The 18,836-nt window shown below is 65.9% G+C and carries 19 protein-coding genes; 15 read left to right on the top strand and 4 right to left on the bottom strand.

The window, feature by feature from the left end:
- Positions 1–42 precede the first annotated feature (42 nt).
- From H4W27_RS11700 to H4W27_RS11690, 3 genes are read right to left on the bottom strand one after another with little or no spacing between them, the layout of a single operon-like run.
- The gene (locus H4W27_RS11700; protein ID WP_192596087.1) at positions 43–1,851 is read right to left on the bottom strand and encodes a PP2C family protein-serine/threonine phosphatase; all 1,809 of its coding nucleotides are present in this window, start codon (positions 1,849–1,851) and stop codon (positions 43–45) included.
- A gap of 3 nt (positions 1,852–1,854) precedes the next feature.
- Positions 1,855–2,361, bottom strand: a complete 507-nt coding sequence (locus H4W27_RS11695) for an FHA domain-containing protein FhaB/FipA (protein ID WP_192596086.1) — start codon at positions 2,359–2,361, stop codon at positions 1,855–1,857.
- A gap of 13 nt (positions 2,362–2,374) precedes the next feature.
- On the bottom strand, positions 2,375–3,172 hold the full coding sequence (locus H4W27_RS11690; RefSeq protein ID WP_192596085.1) for an FhaA domain-containing protein: 798 nt from the start codon (positions 3,170–3,172) through the stop codon (positions 2,375–2,377).
- A gap of 276 nt (positions 3,173–3,448) precedes the next feature.
- Between H4W27_RS11690 and H4W27_RS11685 the strand changes: the two genes are divergently transcribed.
- The 6 genes from H4W27_RS11685 to H4W27_RS11660 all read left to right on the top strand — a co-directional run bounded on the left by H4W27_RS11685 (position 3,449) and on the right by H4W27_RS11660 (position 9,924).
- Positions 3,449–4,840: an ABC transporter substrate-binding protein gene (locus H4W27_RS11685; protein WP_404821854.1), complete on the top strand. Its 1,392-nt coding sequence runs from the start codon at positions 3,449–3,451 to the stop codon at positions 4,838–4,840.
- A gap of 2 nt (positions 4,841–4,842) precedes the next feature.
- Entirely contained in the window at positions 4,843–5,844 is a 1,002-nt protein-coding gene (locus tag H4W27_RS11680) for a carbohydrate ABC transporter permease (protein ID WP_192596084.1), read from the top strand.
- Positions 5,841–6,806, top strand: coding sequence for a carbohydrate ABC transporter permease (locus tag H4W27_RS11675; protein ID WP_192596083.1), 966 nt, complete (start codon positions 5,841–5,843; stop codon positions 6,804–6,806). Before H4W27_RS11680 ends, H4W27_RS11675 begins: the two co-directional genes overlap by 4 nt.
- Positions 6,803–8,248 (top strand): GH1 family beta-glucosidase, encoded by a 1,446-nt coding sequence (locus H4W27_RS11670; RefSeq protein ID WP_192596082.1) that lies wholly within the window; start codon positions 6,803–6,805, stop codon positions 8,246–8,248. The genes H4W27_RS11675 and H4W27_RS11670 overlap by 4 nt, the downstream gene beginning before the upstream one ends.
- 15 nt (positions 8,249–8,263) lie before the next feature.
- Positions 8,264–9,271: a LacI family DNA-binding transcriptional regulator gene (locus H4W27_RS11665; protein WP_192596081.1), complete on the top strand. Its 1,008-nt coding sequence runs from the start codon at positions 8,264–8,266 to the stop codon at positions 9,269–9,271.
- A 119-nt stretch (positions 9,272–9,390) separates the two neighbouring features.
- Positions 9,391–9,924: a YceI family protein gene (locus tag H4W27_RS11660; RefSeq protein ID WP_192596080.1), complete on the top strand. Its 534-nt coding sequence runs from the start codon at positions 9,391–9,393 to the stop codon at positions 9,922–9,924.
- Positions 9,925–10,066: 142 nt separating this feature from the next.
- On the opposite strand, the gene H4W27_RS11655 is transcribed toward H4W27_RS11660, so the two are convergent.
- On the bottom strand, positions 10,067–10,708 hold the full coding sequence (locus H4W27_RS11655; protein ID WP_192596079.1) for a TetR/AcrR family transcriptional regulator: 642 nt from the start codon (positions 10,706–10,708) through the stop codon (positions 10,067–10,069).
- 321 nt (positions 10,709–11,029) lie between these two features.
- Between H4W27_RS11655 and H4W27_RS11650 the strand changes: the two genes are divergently transcribed.
- The 9 genes from H4W27_RS11650 to H4W27_RS11610 all read left to right on the top strand — a co-directional run bounded on the left by H4W27_RS11650 (position 11,030) and on the right by H4W27_RS11610 (position 18,688).
- On the top strand, positions 11,030–11,257 hold the full coding sequence (locus H4W27_RS11650) for a Flp family type IVb pilin (protein ID WP_192596078.1): 228 nt from the start codon (positions 11,030–11,032) through the stop codon (positions 11,255–11,257).
- Positions 11,258–11,371: 114 nt separating this feature from the next.
- Positions 11,372–11,776: a TadE/TadG family type IV pilus assembly protein gene (locus H4W27_RS11645; protein WP_192596077.1), complete on the top strand. Its 405-nt coding sequence runs from the start codon at positions 11,372–11,374 to the stop codon at positions 11,774–11,776.
- Positions 11,764–12,798: a TadE/TadG family type IV pilus assembly protein gene (locus H4W27_RS11640; RefSeq protein WP_225939104.1), complete on the top strand. Its 1,035-nt coding sequence runs from the start codon at positions 11,764–11,766 to the stop codon at positions 12,796–12,798. The genes H4W27_RS11645 and H4W27_RS11640 overlap by 13 nt, the downstream gene beginning before the upstream one ends.
- A 9-nt stretch (positions 12,799–12,807) precedes the next feature.
- Positions 12,808–13,524 (top strand): Flp pilus assembly protein CpaB, encoded by a 717-nt coding sequence (gene cpaB, locus H4W27_RS11635; RefSeq protein WP_192596075.1) that lies wholly within the window; start codon positions 12,808–12,810, stop codon positions 13,522–13,524.
- Positions 13,521–14,711: an AAA family ATPase gene (locus H4W27_RS11630; RefSeq protein WP_192596074.1), complete on the top strand. Its 1,191-nt coding sequence runs from the start codon at positions 13,521–13,523 to the stop codon at positions 14,709–14,711. Before cpaB ends, H4W27_RS11630 begins: the two co-directional genes overlap by 4 nt.
- On the top strand, positions 14,708–16,198 hold the full coding sequence (locus tag H4W27_RS11625; protein ID WP_192596073.1) for a CpaF family protein: 1,491 nt from the start codon (positions 14,708–14,710) through the stop codon (positions 16,196–16,198). Before H4W27_RS11630 ends, H4W27_RS11625 begins: the two co-directional genes overlap by 4 nt.
- A complete protein-coding gene (locus H4W27_RS11620) occupies positions 16,195–17,148 on the top strand; it encodes a type II secretion system F family protein (RefSeq protein ID WP_192596072.1) in 954 nt (317 codons plus the stop codon). Before H4W27_RS11625 ends, H4W27_RS11620 begins: the two co-directional genes overlap by 4 nt.
- Positions 17,148–18,053, top strand: coding sequence for a type II secretion system F family protein (locus H4W27_RS11615; protein WP_225939103.1), 906 nt, complete (start codon positions 17,148–17,150; stop codon positions 18,051–18,053). The genes H4W27_RS11620 and H4W27_RS11615 overlap by 1 nt, the downstream gene beginning before the upstream one ends.
- Positions 18,053–18,688 carry a prepilin peptidase gene (locus H4W27_RS11610; protein WP_192596071.1) on the top strand — a complete coding sequence of 212 codons (636 nt, stop codon included), beginning with the start codon at positions 18,053–18,055 and terminating at the stop codon, positions 18,686–18,688. The genes H4W27_RS11615 and H4W27_RS11610 overlap by 1 nt, the downstream gene beginning before the upstream one ends.
- The last annotated feature ends 148 nt before the right edge of the window (positions 18,689–18,836 follow it).

Here is an 18,836-nt window from a genome sequence, read left to right as displayed (position 1 = left end):
CAAGGTTCCGCCGGGGCTTGTACACCTGGTGGGTCTGCGTGTTCACTGCTCACCTCCCTCGTCCTGTGCCGAATCGCCCTGTGCCGAATCATCCTCTGCCGGATCCTCCGGCGCCGAGTCGCTCTCCGAGCTGCGCGGCTCGGCATTGGACTCTGCCATCGCGCCGAGCTGGCTCACGATGTGTTCAGCGTGGTCCCGGTCATCGGCGGCGATGCCGCGCTCCACGCGCTGGCGGTGGTACTGCGTCAGATCCTCCACGGCGATGTCGGCATGTTCATCCACCTCGGAGAGTCTGATGGGCCCCAGTGACTGGGAGACGCCGCTGTAGATGGCGACCTCGCCCTGATCCTCGCCCACGTAGTACTGCGTCTGGGTCCAGACGTAGCCCAGGAAGGTGACCACTGCGACCAGCACCGCCAGCAGCGCCACGAAGGTGGGAAGGAACCAGGAGCTGCGGCGTCGGACGTTGCCGAGGGCCTCGAGCTCATCCTCGTCGAGGATCAGCTGCTCCTCCTGGATGCTCTCAGGGTCCTCGTCCAACCCCGCCCCTGCGCGGTGGGCTCCGTTCTCCGGGCCCTCACCGCTGGGCTGGTCGGAGGTGTCGTTCGTCGGGGCGGCTGCGGTGGAGAGATCTGCGGCGAACCCTGTGGAGGAATCTCGGGAGGAGGCGGGAGCCACGGCATCGGCGGAACCGGCCTCGGCGGGCCGCACAGACTCTGCGGAGACCGTCTCCTCCTCGGGCGCCGGGCTCGCCTCGGCGTCCGGGTGGTGGTCATCGAGCAGCTCGGAATATGTGTGGCGCACCGGGCGCAGCGGCTGACCCGTGAGCAGCGCCGCCATGGGGTGCTCATCGACATTCCGGCCGACCACCGGGACGGTGCCGGTGTCGGCCGCCTTGTTGGCGGCTCCGACCAGCAGGTGGGGGCGTGCTCCCAGCTTCTTGCGCACCATTGCGGCGGAGAGCGGGGAGAGGGTGTCGTCGTCGTCGTGTGCGGAGAAGGCGGCGGTGTTGACCACGGGGACCACGTCGAGCTCCATGGTCTCGTCGGGTCCGCCGTACTCGGTGGAGGCGGCTGCGACGGCGGCCTCACTCAGGGGCAGCTCCTCGCTGGGCTCCAGCGCGGACTCATCGGCCTCGACCACCTCCAGGCAGATGACCGTGACATTGTCCGGGGCGCCGCCGCCCAGGGTGAGGTCGACCAGGTCGTCGACGATGGACTCCAGCGACTGGGTGGAGCGCATCTTCTGTTCGATCAGCCGTTCGGAGACCACGGCGTTGAGTCCGTCGGAGCAGAGCAGCCAGCGCTCGCCCGCCTCGAGCGGGAAGGAGGTGATGTCCAGCTCCGGGGAGGCGTCCACATCGCCGAGCACGCGCATCAGGACGTTCTTGTGCGGATGGTATTCCGCCTGCTCCGGGTCCAGCCGACCCTCGTCCACGAGCCGCTGGACGAAGGTGTGGTCCTTGCTGACCTGCCGGAAGCGGCTGCGCTTGAGCCGGTAGGCGCGGGAGTCGCCGATATGGGCGAACTGCAGCCGGTCCTGGGTGATCAGCAGCGAGGTGATGGTGGTGCCCATCCCGGCGAGCTTCGGGTTGGCCTTGACCAGCTTGTTCAGGAAGGAGTTGGCGGTCTGGATCTCATCCGGGAGCACGGTGTCCGGGTCTGCGAAGCCGCGCGTGTCCAGATGGGCCAGATCCAGCACCGTGGAGGCTGATGCGACATCGCCGCCGGCATGGCCTCCCATGCCGTCTGCGACGACGGCGAAATAGCGCCCCGCGTAGCCGGAGTCATCATTCTTGGAGCGGACGGCACCGGTGTCGGAGCGCGCTGCGAAGCGGAATACCAGGGGCACGGGCTAGGTCCTCAGCTCCAGGACGGTCTTGCCGATGCGGATGCGGTCCCCCGGCTCCACGGTGGAGGCGCGGGTGAGCTGCTCCTCACCGAGCCAGGTGCCGTTGGTGGAGCCGAGGTCTTCAAGGAACCAGCGCGATCCCTGCGGGAACAGCCTGGCGTGCTTGCCGGAGGCGTAGTCGTCATCAAGGACCAGGGTGCACTCCTGGGCGCGGCCCATCAGGATCGGGGCCGAGCCCAGCGGAAGCTCGGTGCCGGCCAGGGGGCCCTCGCTCACCAGCAGGCGGCGTGGACGCGGCCGCGGAGTGGGGCCGCTGTGGCTCGGTCCGGCAGGTGCTGGGGGACCGCTGCGCGGGCCGGGCGCGGTGCTGGGCCCGGAGGCCGCGGCGCGGGCCCGAGACCGCTTGGAGATCGTCATGTCCCGTCCCTGGGCTCCGATGATGGAGAGGATCAGGATCCAGAGCAGCAGCAGCAGACCGAACTGCAGCACGGTGACAGCGAGTTCACTCATAGGTCGGTGTCCTTCAGCTCAGGCGGAAGCGCAGGCGCGCATTGCCGAGCGAGATGAGGGCGCCGTCGGCGAGCTGGACCTTGGAGTGATCTCCGGTGAGCTGCTCCCCGTCCACATAGGAGCCGTTGGTGGACCCGAGGTCCCGGGCATACCAGGAGCCTCCGGCGCGGAAGAGCTCCACATGTTTGCGAGAGACGCCGGTGTCGGGCACGGTGACGTCCGCCGAGGTGGAGCGGCCGATGACGGTGGAGTCCGGGCGCAGCGGGTAGGTGCGTTCCTCATATTCCAGGCTCGCCGCGCGCTCAGGCGCTGGAGCCGGGGCGGGCGCGGGGGCCGGGCGCGGTGCGACCTTGGGCTGTGCCATGGTGGCGGGCAGCGGTGCTCCTGCGGAGGGGCCCGCAGCCGGGGAGGAGGGCTGAGGCGCCACCGGGGAGGACTGCGCGTCCTTGTCCGTGCGGGACTCGATGCTGAGCTGTCCGCGCTTGAGCTCGGTGTTCTTCACGAAGGTGGCCTTGACCGGTCCGAGCAGCGTGTAGCCCTGAGATTCGGCGTGGCGGAGGATCTCCTCACAGAGCTCCTCGGCGAGGGTGACCCCGTACTTCTTGGCCTCGGCGAAGTCCTCCTCGGCGAGACGGATCTTGTACAGGTTCGGGGCCAGGCTGTGGCCTTCGGCGACGGTCTTGGACTCTCGGTCCATATGACGGCGTACGGCGGTGGCGATCTCCACGGGTCCGAGACTCCCTCCTCGTCCTGAGAAGGCACCGCGGACGGCCTTTTCGATGCCGCGTTCGAGGTTGTCGAGCAGTCCCACCGGCACCTCCTTCTGCTGATGAATGTCTGCCCAGCCTCAGGACCGCTGCGGTCAGAGGTGGGCGCTAAATCCCGAGTCTACTGTCTCACCCCCGGGCTGTGCCGCTCATCAGCCTCTGACGGACGCTGAGGATCGGGTGAGGACACGGTGGATCAGGCGGACTGGACTGTGACCCTTGCCACAGTCTGCAGATGGTGTTAGTTTCATCTCACCGTGAGAGCGCTCTCATAAGAGGCTATGGGGACCCGCTCGCACCTCACATCGAAGGAGATATCCGTGATGAGGACTACTGATCACCACCACGAGCACGACGAGGACCACAGCACCTCCGCGTCAGCGGCGCCGCTCGCACCGACGCGAGCCGCCGGCCCCGCACGAGGCCGTTCCCGCGTTCTGCAGGGGGTGGCGCTCACTTCGGTGCTGACGCTCGCCCTGACCGCCTGCGGCGGATCAGCCGACGGGGAGGATTCCGAAGACGCGGCCGCCGAGGGAGAGGACGTGACGCTGAGCGTCACCACCTTCAACGAGTTCGGCTACGAGGACCTCTTCGAAGAGTACGAGGAGCTCAACGAGAACATCACGATCGAGCACAACAAGATCGACACTGCCGAGAACGCGCGGGATTCACTGCGCAACAGCCTCGGTGCCGGCCAGGGCGCCTCGGACATCGAGCCGATCGAGGTCGACTGGCTCGCCGAGTTCCAGCAGTACCCGGACCGCTTCGAAGATCTGACCGATCCCGAGCTCGAGGACCGCTGGCTGGACTGGAAGTACGAGGATGCCGTGCTCGAAGACGGCAGTCTGATCGGCTACGGCACCGACAGCGGGCCGCAGGCTGTCTGCTATCGCGCCGACCTCTTCGAGGAGGCGGGGCTTCCGTCCGAGCGTGAAGAGGTGGCCGAGTTCCTCGGGGACACCTGGGAGGACTACTTCGACGCTGGCCGCGAGTTCGTCGCCGAGTCTGAATCGGCCTGGTACTCCGGCTCGGACAACATCTGGCAGGGCATGATCAACCAGGTGGAGGTGCCTTACCAGAACGAAGAGGGCGAGGTCATCGCCGATGAGAACCCCGAGGTCAGGGACCTCTATGACCAGCTTCTCCAGGCATCGGTGGAGGACGAGCTCTCCGCGGGCCTGGCGCAGTGGAGCGGTGACTGGTCCGACGCCTTCCAGCGGGAGGAGACCTTCGCCACCATGATGTGCCCGGGCTGGATGCTCGGCATCATCGAGGGAAATGCCGCCGAGGTCGAAGGCTGGGACATCGCCAACACCTTCCCGGGTGGAGGCGGCAACTGGGGCGGGTCCTACCTGACCGTCCCGTCCCAGGGAGAGAACATCGAACAGGCCAAGGAGCTGGCAGCCTGGCTGACCGCTCCGGAGCAGCAGCTCAAGGCCTTCGAGGTCGTCGGGGCGTTCCCGTCCACCACCGAGGCGCTGGAGGCGGACGAGCTGCTCTCGTCCACCAACGAGTTCTTCAACGACGCTCCCACCGGCGAGATCCTCGCCGAACGGGCGGACGCCGTGGAGACCCAGCCGCTGAAGGGCACCGAGTATCTGACCATCAATGTGGCGATCCAGGACGCGATCAACCGGGTGGATGTCGACGGGATCGATGATCCTGACGCCTCCTGGGAGAAGTTCGTCAACGACATGGAAGCCCTGCGCTGATCATGTCCGCCCCTGCTGCTGAAGCCCCCGTCACCACTGCACGCAGCGGCGGACCTGCCCAAGGACCGAGGACCGGTCGCCGGAAGCCGAAGTCGAGCTTCCGGCGCCGGGTCTCGACCTGGGACCGCCGGTATTCGCCCTACCTCTACATCAGTCCGTTCTTCATCCTCTTCGCCGTGGTGGGACTCTTCCCGCTGGTCTACACGGCCTGGGTCGCCACCCACGACTGGGACCTGATCATGGGTCAGGGCGAGTTCATCGGAGCCGAGAACTTCCTCCACGTGCTGGGGGAGCGGGCCTTCTGGGTCTCGCTGCGCAACACGCTCTCGATCTTCGTGCTCTCCTCCGCGCCCCAGGTGGTCGCTGCGATCCTGATCGCGTACCTGCTGGACTACAACCTGCGCGCCAAGACCTTCTGGCGCATGGGGGTGCTGGTCCCCTATGTGGTCACTCCCGTGGCCGTGGCGCTGATCTTCTCGAACCTCTTCGGGGACCGCTTCGGACTGGTCAACTCCGTCCTGGAGACCATCGGCATCGATGCGATCGGCTGGCACTCGGACACCCTTCCCAGCCATCTGGCGATCGCCACCATGGTGAACTTCCGCTGGATCGGCTACAACGCGCTGATCTTCCTGGCCGCCATGCAGGCGGTGCCACGCGACCTCTATGAGGCCGCGGAGATCGACGGCGCGGGCAAGGTCCGCCAGTTCATCTCGGTCACCATCCCCAACCTGCGACCCACCATCATCTTCGTGATCATCACCTCCACCATCGGCGGGCTGCAGATCTTCGACGAGCCGCGGATGTTCGACCAGTACGGGCGCGGCGGCACCGACGGGCAGTGGCAGACCATGACCATGTACCTCTACGAGCTGGGCTGGACCCGCTCGGACTTCGGACAGGCCTCCGCCGTCGCGGTGCTGCTGTTCCTGCTGATCGTGGCCATAGGCCTGGTCAACTTCATCATCACCCGCCGCATCTCAAGCTCGGAGGTCAAGCGATGAGCGCGCTCGAAGAGAAGCCGCTGCCGATCATCCCGCGCACGGGACCGGCGACAGCGACCAAGGACGACGACCCGGACGGGCGCAGAGGCTCCGGCTCCGGGGCCGGATCCCGGCGCAGGGCGGGCCGCCGTCGCTCCCGGGGTCCCGGGCGGGGACCCGGCTGGATCGTCTATGGCTGCCTGGCCGCAGTGATCCTCGGCGGCATGTTCCCGCTGTGGTGGTCGTTCCTGATCGGCAGCCACGACTCGACCATCCTGTCCCGGGACTCCTTCCCGATTCTGCCGGGCGGGAACTTCTTCGCCAACGCCGCCGCCGTGATCGACACGGTGCCGTTCTGGCGGGCCACGATGAACTCGGTCATCGTCTCCACCGTCACCGGGGTCTCCGTGGTGTTCTTCTCGACCCTGGCCGGCTACGCCTTCGCCAAGCTCCGCTTCAGGGGCGCGGTGCCGCTGCTGGTCTTCGTGATCGCCACGATGGCTGTGCCCACCCAGCTCGGCGTCGTGCCGCTCTACCAGGTGATGGCCCGACTGGGCTGGACCGGTGAGCTGCAGGCGGTCATCGTGCCGGGACTGGTCACCGCCTTCGGCGTCTTCTGGATGACCCAGTATCTGCGCCAGGCGATCCCCGATGAGCTCATCGAGGCCGCCACGGTGGACGGATGCTCCATGATCCGCACCTTCTGGCATGTGGCGCTGCCCGCCGCGAAACCGGCTGCGGCCATGCTGTTCCTCTTCACCTTCGTCCTGAACTGGACGAACTTCTTCTGGCCGTTCATCGTGCTCGGGCCGCAGAACCCCACCCTTCCGGTGGCTCTGCAGCAGCTCCAGGCAGCACATTTCGTGGACTATTCGCTCGTGCTGGCCGGCGCCACGATGGCGACCGTGCCGCTGCTCATCCTGTTCATCTTCGCGGGCCGTCAGCTCGTATCCGGAATCATGCAAGGAGCCGTCAAACAATGAATCCCTCCCTCGCCGCAGCAGTGGCAAGCTCACCCAGCACCGTCACCTTCCCTGCGGACTTCCTCTTCGGCTCGGCCACCGCCGCCTATCAGGTGGAGGGCGCCGTCGCCGAAGGCGGGCGCGGGCCTTCGGTGTGGGACACCTTCTCCCACACCCCGGGCAAGGTCCATGCCGGAGAGAACGGGGACGTCGCCTGTGACCACTTCCACCGCTTTCGCGATGATGTGGCCCTGATGAAGCGGCTCAACCTCAAGGTGTACCGGTTCTCGGTGAGCTGGTCGCGGGTCATGCCCGACGGGGTGACCGTGAATCCCGAGGGTCTGAAGTTCTATTCAGACCTGGTCGATGAGCTCCTGGCCGCCGGGATCCTGCCCTGGCTCACGCAGTACCACTGGGACCTGCCCCAGGCGCTGGAGGATGCGGGCGGCTGGGCGAATCGGGCGACCACCCAGCACTTCGTCGAGTACGCGGTGGTGCTGCATGAGGCGCTGGGAGACCGGGTGCGGCACTGGACCACCTTGAACGAGCCCTGGTGCGCGGCATTCCTGGGCTACGCGAACGGGCACCATGCCCCGGGTCGGACCTCCCCGGAGGACGCCCTGGCCGCGGCGCACCACCTGCTCCTGGGCCACGGGCTCGCGGTGGCGGAGCTGCGCCGTCGTGATCCGGAGCTCGAACTGGGACTGACCCTGAACTTCACCGACTACCGGCCGGCTGATCCGACCGCTCCGGGGGACGTGGACGCCGCGCGCCGGCTGGATGGCAGCTTCAACCGCTTCTTCGCCTCGGCAATCTTCGAAGGCGCCTACCCGGCGGATGTGCTCGAGGATCAGCGCGGACTCTGGCGGGAGGGTCTGGTCCAGGAAGGCGACCTGGAGATCATCTCCACCCCGATCGACGTGCTGGGCGTGAACTTCTACACCGGAGAGCTGCTCACCGGCCCTGACCCCGCGCAGGCCCCGGCGGCCGCCGCCCAGGCCCGGGCCCAGGGAGCGCCGAACCCCAACGTGGGCTCGGAGCACGTGGTCCCGGTCCCGCGCGGGCTGCCCGCCACCTCGATGGGCTGGGAGGTCTTTCCCGAGGGGCTGCGCGACCTGCTGCTGCGTCTGCACCGCGACTACGCCGGCCCGGCTTCAGTGGCGCTGTATGTCACCGAGAACGGCGCGGCCTACCCCGATGCACCGGACGGCGAGGGCTTCGTGCAGGACGATGACCGGCTGAGCTATATCCGCGAGCATCTGCGCGCGGTGCGCGAGGCCATGGACGCCGGAGCGGATGTGCGCGGCTACTTCGTCTGGTCCCTGCTGGACAACTTCGAGTGGGCCTTCGGCTATGACCGCCGATTCGGGATCGTGCGGGTCGATTACGATACGCTTCAGCGCACCCCCAAGGCCTCGGCCAACTGGTACGCCCAGGTCGCCGCCACGGGTGTGGTGGACTGAGACGAAGGAGGGATCATGCCTGCTCGGCGACTGCCGACTCTGGAAGATGTGGCAGCCAGAGCAGGTGTTTCCCGCGCCACCGCCTCGCGCGCGGTCAACCTCGATCCGCGGGTGAGGGCCGGTTCCAGGATCGCCGTGGAGGCCGCCGTCACCGAGCTCGGGTACCGCCCCAACCGGGCGGCGCGCTCGCTGGTGAACCAGGAGGCCGATTCGATCGCCGTCGTCGTGCCGGAGGCCGAGGATCGGGTGTTCGCGGATCCGTTCTTCGCGGCGATGCTGGCCTCAATCACCCAGCGGCTGGCGGACTCCCCGGTGCAGGTGCTGCTGGCCATGGGCCAGCCCGGGGAGGGGCGGCAGAAGATCGAGCGCTACCTGCGCGGCGGATACACCGACGGCGCGATCATCGTCTCCCATCACCGCGACGACGACCTCTCAGCCGTGCTGCATGAGACAAAGCTGCCCGCCGTGTATGTGGGCCGTCCCTACGCCGGTGACGTGGGGATCCCCTATGTGGACGTGGACAATGTCTCCGGTGCCGCGCTGGCCGCAGATCACCTGATCGCGCAGGGACGACGCCGGCTGGCCACGATCGCGGGACCGCAGAACATGGCCGCCGGCGCCGACCGGCTGATCGGCTGGCAGGCGGCGCTGCAGAAGGCTGGTCTGGGTGCTGGTCTGGTGGAGTTCGGCGATTTCTCCTCCGCCTCCGGGGCAGTCGCCATGGAGCGGCTCCTGGAGTCTGCACCGGATCTGGACGGGGTGTTCGTGGCCTCAGACCTGATGGCAGTGGCCGCGATGCACGAGGTCCAGTCACGGGGGATCGCGGTGCCGGAGCAGATCGCCATGGTGGGCTTCGACGACACCCATGCGGCCCAGCTGACCAGGCCCCCGCTGACCACCGTGATCAATCCGGTGGGCGAGCTCGCCGGCAGGGCCGTGGACCTGCTGATGGAGCTGATGAGGGGCGACAGCGTGGAACCGGTCGTGCTTCAGACCTCCCTGGTCAGACGCACCTCTGGATGACATCCGAGGGACTTGCTTCAGTTTTGAAATAAAACGAGGCACACTGCTGTTGGCCCCTATGTCACATACCGCAGCTCTGCGCTGATCGCGCAGACCCACAACCCCAAGGAGACCTATTCATGGCACATCTGAGCACCGGCACCTGGAACCTTGATTCTTCGCACTCCGAGATCGGCATGACCGTCCGCCACGCCGGCATCTCCAAGGTCCGCGCGATCTTCGAAGAGGCCGACGCCACCCTCACCGTCTCTGAGGGAGATGTGGCGACCCTTGACGCCAGCGTCAAGGCGAACTCCTTCAACTCCAAGAACGCCGACCGCGACGGCCACGTCCGCGGTGAGGACTTCCTGGACGCAGAGAACCACCCCGAGCTGACCTTCAAGGCGGACAACATCACCGCCAGCGGCGAAGAGTTCGAGATCACCGGCGACCTGACCATCCGCGGCGTCACCAAGACCGTGACCTTCGAGGTCGAGTTCGGTGGCCAGGCAGTGGATCCCTTCGGTGCCACTCGCGCAGGCTTCTCCGCCAACACCGTGATCTCCCGCAAGGAGTTCGGCCTGACCTGGAACGCCAGCCTCGAAGCAGGCGGCGTGCTGGTCGGCGACAAGGTCTCGATCGACCTCGAGGCAGCCTTCGTGCTGGCCCAGTGATCCAGCGGCTGCCCTTGCGGCGGCAGTGATGCAAGGGTCCGGTGCAGCGCCGGCGGGGAGGTCTCCCGCTGGTGCAGCCCGGGCCCTTCTTCTTGCCCAGACTCTTCCTCCCCATAGTCTGCCTGACGTGATGTGGAAGAGGCTAGGCGTCCAGAGCAGTGTCGTCCTGGGGGTCGTCCGAGTGAGGCGGGTATCCAGCGCTGAGCAGGTTGAAGGCGTCCTCGATCAGCAGCGGGATCTGTTCATCGGCCATCCCCGCGCGCGCCCAGATCATCAGTGAGGTCACCATGGCGGTGGCCGCAGCGGAGGCCACCATTGAGGGATAGAGGTCCGTGGCGGGGTCTGTCCCGGTGCGTGCGCCGATCTTGACGCTGAGGACCTCGACCAGCTCGACCTGCTGCGTGATGCGGAAGGGGCGCAGCCCGGGGTTCTCCTCCTCTAGGGCGATCATCCTGGCCGCCCGGTGCATCCGTTCGGGGCGCTCACGGGCATATCGACTGAGGACTCTGCAGAGCGCCTTCAGCGGCGGTTCGTCGACCGGGCTGGCCTCGAAGTCGGCCAGCATCTCCGAGGCGCTGTAGGACCCGCCCGCGACGACGGCTTCTTCCTTCGAGGAGAAGTAGTTCGAGACGGTCCGGGGAGAGACGAAGGCTTCGCGGGCGATGTCATCGATGGTGACGTTGGCCAGGCCCCTGTCCAGCGTCAGCTTCAGCGCCGCCGCTGCGATCGATTCCCTGGTCATCTGCTTCTTGATCTCGCGCAGGCCCACGCGCTCGTCGTCCATTCCGCTATCATACCGCAGACCTGCTGTCTGAGACCTTTTTCTCGTCCAGCAAAATTCTGGGGTTTTCTCCTGTCATCCCTGGTCAGCACCGGTTACGGCCATCGAAGATTGCGGCACCCATGTTCCGACACGTTCGAACGGGCATTGAGACATGCCGGAATGCCTTAATTGCAAGTCTGCTTACGCGGCAATAGAACCAAAAGAATAAACTTGCGCGACGTGCAAAACCCTGTCATGATCAACCAGGCACCTGATCCTGGATGGACGAGGGGCCGCCTTGCACGGACCAACCGGCTCCCACCTTGATGTGAAGGAAATCCCATGACTCGCACATATGCACTCATCGCCACCCTCCAGTCCTTCATGACTGACCGCTTCGAAGGCCGCAAGGACAAGGGCGCCACTGCCGTGGAGTACGGACTCCTGGTTGGTCTGATCGCCGTTGTGATCATCGTGGCCGTGACTCTTCTCGGTACGACGCTCAGCGGTCTCTTCAATGACATCGCCGGAGACCTCCCCGGCGCCGGAGAGGCCCCGGCCGGCGGCTAGTCGTAGTAAGAATCGCTTCCCATATCTAGTTGCCGGTGGAGCCCTCAGGGGGGTCCGCCGGCAACTTTGGTTCTAAGGCCTGTTTGAACTCCTGTGCTGCGGAAGGATCGAGACGTGAAAGCACGAGATCGTGATCGCGGAGCGTCCGCAGTGGAGTTTGCCATCGTGGCCCCGGTTCTTGTCCTGATGCTTCTCGGAATCCTCGCCTTCGGGCATGCCTTCCACGTGCAGTCAGTTCTCTCGAACGCTGCCCGTGATGGAGTGCGAGTCATGGCTCTTCAGGACACCTCCGGCGGTGTGGATCCCCAGGCTGTGGCTAAAGAGACAGCGATCAGTTCCGCCTCGCCCTCGGCGAGCATCTCTGCTGCTCAGATCAGCATCATTCCCTCAACATGTGAAGCAGCGGGAACTTCGGGCCCCGGGACCGCCACGGTGACCATCAGCTATCCGATGCAGCTGCTCGGGGGACTCGGGGCTGTCACGCTCACGGGCAAGGGGACCATGCGATGCAACGGCTGAAGAACCTCCGGTGCGATCGGGCAGAGAAGAACGACCGCGGTGCTTCTGCTGTGATCGTCGCTCTGATGATGGTTCCCATCATGATTCTCGCGGCACTCGCCATAGATATCGGTGCCATGCACGCGGACAAACAGCAGCTGCAGGCCGGCGCTGACGCCGGTGCCTTGGCCATCGCCCAGGACTGCGCTCGGGATGATTGCGGCAGCACCATTGCACAGGACACTGCGGAGGCCATGGCCGCAGCGAATTTCAATGCGGCGGGTGCAGAAGGAGGACTCAGCAGCTTCGACCCCGCCACAGGGGAGGTCACCGTGGAGACCAGCACGACGCGGGAGCACTGGTTCGCCCCGATCATCGGCATCGATTCCTCACCCATCCGAGTCCAGTCCAGCGCCCGGTGGGGGTACCCCACCGGCGGCACGGCCGTCATGCCGTTGACCTTCTCCTGGTGTGAGCTGGAGGGCCAGGAGGGGGTCACCGTGCTTCGGGATTCCGAGGGAAATGTGACTGGTGTGGACATACCTGAGGCGACCCCGGATGCCGTTCTCTACAACAAGGGCAGCGAGAAGAACCAGGCATGCCCTGGAACCTCCGGCTCGATTGGATCCTCGGAGAGTCCACTCCCGGGCGGATTCGGCTGGCTGACTCCGGGCGCGAGCTGCGGCGAAACCGAATCGGTCATTGATGGGTGGGTCGGTTCAGATACTGGAAACAACGTTCCCTCCGGCTGTGCCCCGGAGGACTTCTCCAAGTGGGTGGGAAAGACGGTCCTGCTGCCGATCTTTGATAAGACCACGGGAACAGGAAGCGGCGGTGAGTACCAGATCTTCGGCTACGCAGCCTTCACGGTCTCTGGCTATGATTTTGCCGGCTCGTACAGGAACAACTCTCCCTGCAGTGGAAGTGACCGGTGCATCAGTGGCAGTTTCGACCGCTTTGTGGACCTGACAGATGCTTTTGACTACAGCCCCGAAGGCCCCCGCATGGGGGCCGCGGTGGTTGCCCTGACCCTGACCGAGTAAGGCTCTCCTTTGTCCCGTCGCCTCATCGCTGCCATCGCGGCGTTCATCCTCGCCGCTCTCGCAGCTGTGCTGGTCATCAGCTACGTCAACGCGGCCGATCAGCGCGCTATGGACGGGATGTCACCGGAGACCGTGCTGGTGGTGACCGAATCAGCACCCGAAGGCACACCTGCCGAAGAACTCGGAGACTTCGTGGCCACCGAGGAGCTGCCCGCCTCAGCGACGGTGCCCGACGGCCTCGTCTCGCTTGAGGATGTGGCGGGACAGGTCACCACCACAACGCTCTATCCGGGCGAGCAGCTCGTCACCGCTCGGTTCGCGTCTCCGGAGGACCTGGCGGACCCCACGAAGGCGGATGCCCCCGAGGGATTTCATGAGATCACTGTCCAGCTGCCCACGACTCGGGTCATCGGCGGGCATCTCAGCCCCGGCGACACCGTCGGCTTCTTCGTCAGTCCTGCTGATCCTCAGGAGACACAGCTGACGCTGCAGAAGGTCCTCGTGACTCGGGTCCAGGGTGGTGTCACCGAGACCGTGACGGAGGATGGCGAAGCGACGACCGAACCTGCGGCAGAGACCCTGATGGTGACGCTCGCGGTAGAGGCACCCGATGCCAAACTCGTCGCCCACGCTGGCGAGTTCCACGGAATCTGGCTCTCCCTGGAGCCCGAGGATGGGCCCGAGGATGACACCGGGCCGATCCAAGTAGAGGACGTGCTCGAATGAGCCGCATCGCCTTGGCCGCAGCCGGCCCCGATATCGAATCGACCTACGCCGAAGCGGCGGGCGCCGGGCACCTCTCGCTGCCTGTGCCCTACTCGGAAAACCCTGCGGACCTGTTGGGGCGCCTCAACGGGGCCCCCGTGCCAGGGGTGCTGGTGATGGACTCACGGTCAGATCCGGATCTCTGTCTGAAGCTCGCGGCCCGGTTCCACACCGAGCACCCGGACACGGTGGTTCTGCTTGTCACGGATGAGCCTGAGGCGCTCGGGCTTCCTGCCATGCGGGCCGGGGTGAGAGATCTCCTTCCCGTCACGGCCGACGCGGATCAGGTTCGTGAGGCGCTGGGCGAAGCGTCTCAGCTGGCCGACACGATCGCGATCCGCAACGCCCGGCCCGAGCCCGAGGCCCCTACCGGTCGGGTGATCACCGTGGTCTCCTCCAAAGGCGGTGTGGGCAAGACCACGGTGGCGACCAATGTCGCCGTCGCCCTGGCTCAGGCGGTGCCATACTCCACAGTGATCGTCGATCTGGACGTGCAGTTCGGCGATGTCGCCACCGCGCTGAACCTCACGCCTGAACATTTCCTGCCCGAGGCGCTGCAGAGCGTCGCCAGCGGTGACACGATTGCGCTGAAGACTCGGCTGACCCTGCATGAGACGGGTCTCTACGTGCTTCCCGCCCCCGAGCACCCTGCAGAGGCCGACGGCATCACCAGCGCCCAGATCAGTCACCTGCTCCAGGTGCTGACCCAGGAGTTTCCCTACGTCGTGGTCGACACCGCCCCGGGACTGTCGGACCATACGTTGGGGGCCCTGGACTTCACCACGGATCCGCTGCTGCTGACCGGGTTGAGCGTCACCGGGGTCAGTGGAATGCGCAAGGTGGTCGACACTCTCTCCGTGCTCCAGATGTTCACCGACCGTTACCACGTGCTCGTCAACTGGGCCGACGCCGCCGACGGGGTCTCACTGAAGGACGTGGAGCACACGCTGGGCCTTCCGGTGGGAACGTCGATCGCTCGATCCAAGGGGGCTCCCGCCTCCATCAACATCGGGGTCCCGCTGATGCAGTCTCATGCGCGTGACCCGCTCGTGAAGTCCTTGGCCTCTCTGGTGAACAGGCTGCTTCCTGAGGGAGTCGTGCTGGATGGTCGGGGCAGGCTCCGGGTGAAGAGGAAGGGGAGGGCATGAGTCTGTCCGAGCGATTGAAGGCAGTGCAGAGCGGGGCTCAGCCTCCGGCGAAAGTCCCGGCCGCACCCGCTCCCGTGCAGGAGGCACCGAGGGAGAAGAAGTCAGAGACCGTGCCGGAGCCCGCACCCAGGACCGCTACGCGCCGGACCGTGGCCACAGCACGGGAGCAGCCCAGCGCCCCGGCACGCGCCGAAGAGCCCGATGACGCGCTCCGGCGACTGAAGGACAACGCCGCGGCGACCCTGTTCGAGCGAATCGGGGCCCGCCTGAATGATCCGAAGCTCGATGAGGCACAGCTCCATGCCCTCGTGAAGGCCGAGCTCAACGCCGTGATCGAGAAGTCCTCAATTCCACTCAGCGGTGAAGAGCGCAAGCGGCTGACCGCCGAGGTCCAGGATGACGTGCTCGGCTACGGCCCGCTTCAGCGGCTGCTCGATGATGAGACAGTCACCGAGGTGATGGTCAACGGACCAGACATGATCTACATCGAGAAGTCCGGACAGCTTCAGCGGACCGCGAGTCGCTTCGCCTCTGAGCAGCATCTGCGACTGGTGATCGAACGGATAGTCTCCCGGATCGGACGGCGGATCGACGAGTCAGCCCCCATGGTCGATGCGCGTCTGCTCGACGGCTCACGCGTCAACGCCGTGATCCCACCCCTGGCCTTCAACGGCTCCTCGCTGACCATCAGAAAGTTCAGCAAGGACCCCTTCAAGGTGGATGACCTGGTCCGGTTCGGCACGCTCAGCCCCGAGATGGCAGAACTGCTGAACGCCTGTGTGGCGGCCAAACTGAACATCATCGTCTCCGGAGGCACAGGCTCAGGCAAGACGACCCTGCTGAACGTGCTCTCCTCCTTCATTCCCGACGGTGAGCGGATCGTCACCATTGAGGATGCGGTCGAGCTGCAGCTCCAGCAGGACCATGTCGTTCGCCTCGAGTCACGTCCTCCGAACGTGGAGGGCAAGGGTGAGGTCAGCATCCGTGACCTGGTGCGTAATTCGCTGCGCATGCGTCCCGACCGCATCGTGGTGGGTGAGGTGCGCGGTGGAGAGAGTCTGGACATGCTCCAGGCGATGAACACCGGCCACGACGGCTCCCTGTCCACGGTGCATGCGAACTCTCCGCGTGATGCCGTCGCACGGTTGGAGACTCTGGTGCTCATGGCTGGGATGGAGCTGCCGCTGCGTGCCATCCGGGAGCAGCTCGCCTCTGCGGTGGACCTCATCGTCCAGCTCACTCGTCTGCGCGACGGCACTCGGCGCGTCACCGCAGTCACCGAGGTGCACGGCATGGAGGGCGAGACCGTGACCCTGCAGGACGTCTTCCTCTTCGACTACTCGGCAGGCGTGGACGCTGACGGCAAGTTCCTCGGAACACCCATCTCCACCGGGATCCGCCCACGGTTCACCGAACGTTTCGACGACCTGGGCATCACCGTGTCACCCCGGGTCTTCGCCCAACCGGAGACAGGACGCGGGAGATGATCGCTCTCCTTGCTGACTACGGTCTGCTCGCCAGTGCTGTGCTTGCCGGTGCGCTGGCGGTGGGGCTGCTCGGGTACCTGTGGCTCTCCCCTGGACCGGTTCGAATTCCCATGGAACGCAGGAGGCCGGGTCACGTTCCGGCGGCCAGTGCGCTGCAGCGCGGTGCAGGATCGGCGACGTCCCTCGTTGAACAGGTGATCAGGCGGCGCGGAGCTCCGGTGGGCGCCTCCACTCTGGAGCTCGCCGCCGTGAAGCTGCGCGCCCAGGACTTCGTCTTCCTGGTCATCGTGGGGTCGCTGGTCGGTGCCGCGCTGGGACTGTTGCTGGGCGGGGTGCTGCTGGCCGTCCTGTTGACGGTCGTGGTCCCCGTCGGGGCGCGCATCATGCTGGGGCTGAGGATCTCCAAGCGTCAGAGGCAGTTCGCCGATCAGCTCGACGACTCGCTGCAGCTCATGGCCTCGAATCTGCGCGCCGGGCACAGCCTGCCGCAGGCGCTCTCCTCGGTGGCGAGCGAAGCGGAGAGCCCGAGCTCTGAAGAGTTCGTCCGCATCGTCAACGAGACCCGGGTGGGCCGCGATCTCGGCGTGGCACTTGACATCACGGCAGCACGGATGGCCAGCGATGACTTCTCCTGGATCGCCCAGGCGATCGCGATCAACCGCGAAGTCGGTGGAAACCTGGCGGAGGTTCTTGACGGCGTGTCCAACACGATCCGCCAGCGCAACGACATCAAGCGTCAGGTGGCCACCCTCAGCGCTGAGGGCAAACTCTCCGCCCTGATCCTGATGGCCCTTCCCTTCGGGCTGGCGATCTTCCTTCTGGTCACAAACCCCGCCTATCTGGCTCCCTTCACTGAGAGCCTCCTGGGCTACGGGCTGATGATCCTCGGCGTGGTCATGCTCACCATCGGAGGGCTCTGGCTCCGAAAAACTGTCGAGATCAAGTTCTGATGGCCATGAACGAGATCGTACTTCTCTCGGCCACCACTGCGGCTCTTGCCGTGGGCCTGGGCGTCTGGCTGATATGGACCGGAGTGGACCCCGTGAGGCGGGTGGCGCGGGCCAACCTTCGCCGTGGCGGTGTGACTCTGGTGGCTTCCACGAATGGTCCGGCAAAAGCGGAGCAGGGCATTCCCCTGGCCACCGTGGCCCGACGGTTGACCCCCGACCTCATCGTGAGGGTGTTGGATCGCCAGCACACGCTGGCTGGACGTCCTTCCGCGTGGACTGTGGACAAGCTCCTCACCCTCAAAGTGCTCTGGGCTGTGGGAGCATCCATCGTCACGGTGCTGACCGTACTGGCCAGCCCACCGCCGCTGATGGTGCTGCTGACTCTGGCGGTGTCGCTGGTCGGATATTTCGTACCGGAGCTATTGCTGAACAGCGAGGGGACCAAACGCAGCGAAAAGATCGAGCTTGAGCTTGCCGACACCCTGGATCAGATGACGATCGCAGTGGAAGCAGGTCTTGGCTTTGATTCCGCCATGGCGCGAGCGGCGCAGAACGGCAAGGGACCTCTGGCGGAGGAACTGGTCCGGACCCTGCAAGACATCCAGATGGGCAATTCGCGCCGGCAGGCTTTTGAGGGGCTGACGACACGCACCACAGTTGTTGATCTGCGGAGATTTGTTCGAGCGGTCATCCAGGCGGACGCCTATGGAGTGTCCATCGCGGGTGTTCTGCGCACCCAGGCCGACGAGATGCGGCTCAAACGTCGCCAGCGCGCCGAGGAGAAGGCGCAGAAGATCCCGGTCAAGGTGCTCGCTCCACTGATGCTGTTCATCCTCCCGGTGATCTTCATCGTGGTCATGGGTCCCGCAGCGATCAATATCGTTGAGACCTTCAGCGGGCTGTGATGGTTGACGATCCCTGGGTTCTTGCCGTCGTCACGGGCCTGGCGGGCCTGGTCGCGCTCCTGCTGACTCCGACGATGAAGCCGTTCCTTGAGGAACGCACCGTCTGGTCGCGTTCGCGCATCCACGTGCCCCTGGCGGCGATCGCAGGAGCAGGCGCCGCCGCGCTCGCCGAGAACCCAGCGGAGCTCGTGGCCTTCGCGGCGGCGGGAGTCGGGGGTTCCCTGCTGACGGTCATCGACCTCAGCGTCAGGCGCCTGCCCGATGTCTTCGTACTGGCAACTGTAGCCGCACTGCTGGTGCCCCTCGGTCTCGCGGCTGCCATGGGAGAGGAGTGGGACGCCCTGGGGCGGAGCCTGCTGGGCGCCGCCGTCCTGTTGTTCGGGTATCTCTTGCTGGCGATGATCTCGCCTTCAGGACTGGGACTGGGAGATGTGAAGTTTGCCGCAGTGATCGGGGCGTTCCTCGGCTGGTTCGGCTGGTCCCACGTGGCCGCTGGGACGGTGTTCGGCTTTCTCCTCAACGGCGTGATCGCGCTGCTGGTGCTCCTCAGCAGGCGGGGCAGCCGGGACACTGACATTCCCTTCGGCCCGTCGATGGTCCTCGGCGCCATCTGCGCCGTGGCGGTGCTGTCATGATGTCCACGTTTCCACTGCCCTAGGTTTCCATCGACCGTGCGGCAGGCTTGGTTTAAGCGCAGCGACGCAACGGTGAGTCGATGCTCAGAAATCCTCCACCGAGCCCACGCGCAGCACCCGGCAGTTCTTGCCGGGTGTTCGATGCCCC

Origin of the sequence: Nesterenkonia lutea, assembly GCF_014873955.1 — a bacterium.
Taxonomy (GTDB): Bacteria; Actinomycetota; Actinomycetes; order Actinomycetales; family Micrococcaceae; genus Nesterenkonia; species Nesterenkonia lutea.
The sequence above is the reverse complement of the archived record's forward strand: the minus strand, read 5'-3'. Positions and strand labels throughout refer to the sequence as shown.

What these genes read in the sequence shown, in the direction of transcription:
- H4W27_RS11660 (WP_192596080.1), top strand. Translation starts at nt 9,391, where the DNA reads ATGGCACATCTGAGCACCGGCACCTGGAACCTTGATTCTTCGCACTCC.
- H4W27_RS11680 (WP_192596084.1), top strand. Translation starts at nt 4,843, where the DNA reads ATGTCCGCCCCTGCTGCTGAAGCCCCCGTCACCACTGCACGCAGCGGC.
- H4W27_RS11630 (WP_192596074.1), top strand. Translation starts at nt 13,521, where the DNA reads ATGAGCCGCATCGCCTTGGCCGCAGCCGGCCCCGATATCGAATCGACC.
- H4W27_RS11625 (WP_192596073.1), top strand. Translation starts at nt 14,708, where the DNA reads ATGAGTCTGTCCGAGCGATTGAAGGCAGTGCAGAGCGGGGCTCAGCCT.
- H4W27_RS11675 (WP_192596083.1), top strand. Translation starts at nt 5,841, where the DNA reads ATGAGCGCGCTCGAAGAGAAGCCGCTGCCGATCATCCCGCGCACGGGA.
- H4W27_RS11655 (WP_192596079.1), bottom strand. Translation starts at nt 10,708, where the DNA reads ATGGACGACGAGCGCGTGGGCCTGCGCGAGATCAAGAAGCAGATGACC.
- H4W27_RS11695 (WP_192596086.1), bottom strand. Translation starts at nt 2,361, where the DNA reads ATGAGTGAACTCGCTGTCACCGTGCTGCAGTTCGGTCTGCTGCTGCTG.
- H4W27_RS11615 (WP_225939103.1), top strand. Translation starts at nt 17,148, where the DNA reads ATGGCCATGAACGAGATCGTACTTCTCTCGGCCACCACTGCGGCTCTT.
- H4W27_RS11650 (WP_192596078.1), top strand. Translation starts at nt 11,030, where the DNA reads ATGACTCGCACATATGCACTCATCGCCACCCTCCAGTCCTTCATGACT.
- H4W27_RS11670 (WP_192596082.1), top strand. Translation starts at nt 6,803, where the DNA reads ATGAATCCCTCCCTCGCCGCAGCAGTGGCAAGCTCACCCAGCACCGTC.
- H4W27_RS11665 (WP_192596081.1), top strand. Translation starts at nt 8,264, where the DNA reads ATGCCTGCTCGGCGACTGCCGACTCTGGAAGATGTGGCAGCCAGAGCA.
- H4W27_RS11610 (WP_192596071.1), top strand. Translation starts at nt 18,053, where the DNA reads ATGGTTGACGATCCCTGGGTTCTTGCCGTCGTCACGGGCCTGGCGGGC.
- H4W27_RS11640 (WP_225939104.1), top strand. Translation starts at nt 11,764, where the DNA reads ATGCAACGGCTGAAGAACCTCCGGTGCGATCGGGCAGAGAAGAACGAC.
- H4W27_RS11620 (WP_192596072.1), top strand. Translation starts at nt 16,195, where the DNA reads ATGATCGCTCTCCTTGCTGACTACGGTCTGCTCGCCAGTGCTGTGCTT.